This window comes from Leptolyngbya cf. ectocarpi LEGE 11479 (genome assembly GCF_015207065.1).
Classification (GTDB): domain Bacteria; phylum Cyanobacteriota; class Cyanobacteriia; order Phormidesmidales; family Phormidesmidaceae; genus Leptothoe; species Leptothoe ectocarpi.
The window spans coordinates 1-3,586 of record NZ_JADEXP010000486.1 but is presented as its reverse complement, the minus strand read 5'-3'; the positions used below and the strand labels follow the sequence as shown (position 1 = coordinate 3,586).

General features: G+C 49.4%; 2 protein-coding genes. One reads left to right on the top strand and one right to left on the bottom strand.

Annotated elements, in window-relative coordinates; genetic code table 11:
- Positions 1-273: 273 nt before the first annotated feature.
- Positions 274-666: an AbrB family transcriptional regulator gene (locus IQ260_RS28795; RefSeq protein WP_193996502.1), complete on the top strand. Its 393-nt coding sequence runs from the start codon at positions 274-276 to the stop codon at positions 664-666.
- A gap of 326 nt (positions 667-992) precedes the next feature.
- Here IQ260_RS28795 and IQ260_RS28790 read toward each other — a convergent pair.
- Positions 993-3,586: acetate and sugar kinases/Hsc70/actin family protein (locus IQ260_RS28790; protein ID WP_228016525.1), on the bottom strand; the 2,594-nt coding region annotated here is incomplete at its 5' end.

Sequence of the window (3,586 nt, the reverse complement as noted above, 5' to 3'; positions counted from 1 at the left end):
ACATTTGTTGCACACACTAAATTTTAATATTGGACCGTTATTGCCTATGTGCAGTTTTAGAATTAAATTTTTGTTAGAAAAACTTAGAGTTCAAGTTGAATGTCGTTTAGGGTTTCTATATTCCTAGATAAACAGGTTTTTTGTCTGTTATAATCAGGGCCTCTCAAGAGAACCTGATACCTCATGAGTCGGAAAGCAAGAGTCTCTGGTTTCAACTTGAAAAATTGAATTTATTGTCCCTTTCTAGACCTAATCATTAAATCTTCACATCCGATGGCTGATACCAAAACCACGCCACTAACAGGGAAAGCTCTACTTCAGAAAATGAAGGAAATCACCCATCTGCCTAAGCGAGAAAAAGCTAAGGAGTGTGGGTATTTCACTATTACTAAAGACAAGCAAGTCAGAGTGAATTTGACTGATTTCTATGATGCGCTACTGGCGGCCAGAGGTATTCCCCTAGGGCCTGAAAGCACCAAAGATGGACGTGGGCGTGAACCAACTTATCGTGTGAGCGTTCATAAAAATGGCCAAATTGTAATTGGTTCTACCTACACTCAAGAAATGGGCCTCAAACCAGGGGATGAGTTTGAGATTAAGCTTGGTTACAAACACATCCACTTGATTCAGCTAGATAGCAACAAGGATGTGGATGAAGAGGATTAACGTTTTTTGATGACTCCGGTGATGTTTTATTCACTCGTTAGAGTTTGTTCAAGGTATTAGCGTTCATCACGCTATTTGAAGATTCATATATTCTCTGAAAGTCTGCTATGACGTGACCAAGAAAATTCTCGGTCACGTCATTTTTTATGCTGCCAGCCTTTAGGGCCGGTTCAGTAGATAACCTAAAACAAATGCGGCTAGCATTACGGGTTTCGACTACGCTCAACCCGCTAAGTTGACTACGCTCAACCCGCTAAGTTGACGACTCTCAACCTCAATTCATCCATCAAACAAACACCATTCCTGTGCGGTTTTTACGCGGCCTGCTATGCCAGCACCTCTAACTGGGCAAGTAGGGGCTCTTCTAAGGTTTGGGTCTTGTCAATGAGTAATCGGTTGAAATAGGCTCGTAGCTGCTCGGCTTGAGCTTCGTTGGGAATATAAATGTGGCCACCGGACTCAGTCACCGTTTTTCTAAACAGGGGTGTTTTCAACAGGGAGTGATAGGTGGGTAAATCGGTGGTGCGATCGCAAATTAACCCTCGGTCGGCAGCGGTCGGCACTAACCCCGGTGGCAGATGACCTTCCAGCAGCGCCAAAATGTGCAAATGACACGCCTGGGTATTGATACCGCGCTGTTCTAGCAAGTGCATAATGGCCCCGACGGGCAGCGGCTGTTGTGGGAAAACCCGCAATAGCTCCATCAGTAAAAAGTAGTCACTATACTGCTGGCGGGTAACATTGAGTACCTGGGCATAGCGCGCCAAATTCACTAAACCGTAGGCAACGCGGCTACAGCTCTGGGGTAGCTCGCTAGCATAGGTATCTTGAATAATCGTGGCATTGGGAAACTTTTGCCTTAGCCAGCGGGCAATGGCCGGTAATGACGCTGAGCCCCCGGTGCAGATCACCTGTTTGATGGCCTGGGCATCTACTGTATGTTGGCTCAACAGCACATTCAAATAGCGATTAATCCGCTGAATGTAGGGTAAAAAGATCAGGTTTTCTAGATGACGGCGTTTAATCAGCCAGCGTTGACCGGCTAGGGTGATCTGAACCTGATTTTGCTGCTGCAGGGCTAGCTTGAGATGGCGGGCTGCCGCTAGCAGGCTTTGTCCTAAGTTAGAGCTGAGCAACCGCTGCTGCAGACGATAGCGCTGGCCCCAGTCGATATGCCCCACTGCTGGCAGCGTCAGATCATCTAGACTGAGCTGCTCCCAATCTGCATCTTCGGTTGATAGATGACCTTGCCAATCCCAATGAGTGGCTGGATTGGCTCCGGAGAGGGGCTGTCGTCGCTCGTCAGGTAGCAACAGCTGACAAACAATGTCCTGGTCCAGGGCATCGCCGGCATAGGCAAAGCTACGCAGGGCAAAATCAGCGTAGTCAAGGCTGGCTAAATCCTTGGGCAAGCTGACGAGGCCCAGTTCGGTCATGACGGCACCGCCGCTAATGACAACGGTGCCGTCTTCCCATTGACAGTTGTACAGGCTGGGCTGACGGGATAAAGACACCGTTTCAGCGATAGCTACGTTGCTAGGGTCGGGGAGGCCCGATAAGACGGTTGCGATCGCATCTTCGACAAACAGAATTTGTTCTGGCTGATGAATTAAACCGGCTGCCAGCACAGCTTCCCGCAGATTAAAACTATAGGTATCAGGCCAGTTAGTCGGATAGCCAACAATCACACCCTGCAGTTTCTCCCAAACCTGAGCCAGGCTGTCCCCCTCTAATCCCACAGCCTGACCCTGATCAACTAGATGCTTGAGGAGTGCCACCATCGCTTGCAGCACCTGTAGCATCGGTAACTCCACAGTGTCTGACCAACGCAGCCAGGGATCTGATGTAGCCAGAGTTTGACCATGGCCCACAGCCACCTTCAGCAATGGCTTTAAGCGATTGACACCGATCAATTCTGGTATTTGTGAGCCAAAGGCATCCAGTAAATCTTCGAGATCGCCCAAGGCGTCATAGCCTACAGCAACGGTTTCTTGGGTGGCGGTCATAACGGCCATTGCAGGCAAACGGAAATGCTTAGTTTCCTCTGAACTGGTTTGCCAATAGAGGGGATACACCTGACCTGTGCGACGATTCATCAGTACAGCAGATAAACCGGTTGACCCCACATCCAACCCTAGAAACCAGTCTCCTTCGAGATCTACGGGGGAGAACTCTCCAGGTAGGTCTGCTGTTACAGACGGAGTTGGGGCAACTGCCTCTGTTGTATCTAGATCGAGAGCATTAGCCTCGACGATCTCAGACGGCAATGTATCCGGTACATCGGGCACCTCAACGTCCGGTACCAAATCCGGCACCAAAAGCTCGGGAGATGCACTCATACCCAGATCCAGCTCTGTGAGTGCATCGGCAGCCCCAGGAGAAGCCGTACTGTCAACTGACGTATCCCCTTCAAGGACTGCGTCTAACTCAGACAGAGATGATTGGCCAAACAGTTCATCTAGAGGTTCTAAATCCAGTTTATTTTCATCGGTGGTGGCATCGCTGGGCAGAGTTGGGGCATCTAATCTCAGTAAATCGTCTAAATCAGCATCAGGGATTCCGGTTTCTAATGCCCCCTCTGTAACTGTTTTCTCTGGTTCCGTTTCCTCTGGTTCTTCCAATGCCGTCTCAGGTGGCACCAACTCATCTATCTGTAATGGGTTAGGGCTAGAAGATGGAGCGTCTTCTAGCGGTTGGGCGACTGCTGCGGTAGTTTCATCATCATCAGTCACAGTTTGCCAAAAGGCCTGCTGCTCCGCCTCCAAAAAATCGTCTGGGGCTGGGGGTTCTGTGGTCAGCTCATCGGCCAAAAAATCTAATGGTAAGTCTGGTATGGAAGCAGACTCTAAGTGCGGCGCTGCCTCCTCTACGGCAGGAAACGAAAGCATGTCATCGTCCCCGCTTACGGGTTCTTCCAAAT

What these genes read in the sequence shown, in the direction of transcription:
- IQ260_RS28795 (WP_193996502.1), top strand. Translation starts at nt 274, where the DNA reads ATGGCTGATACCAAAACCACGCCACTAACAGGGAAAGCTCTACTTCAG.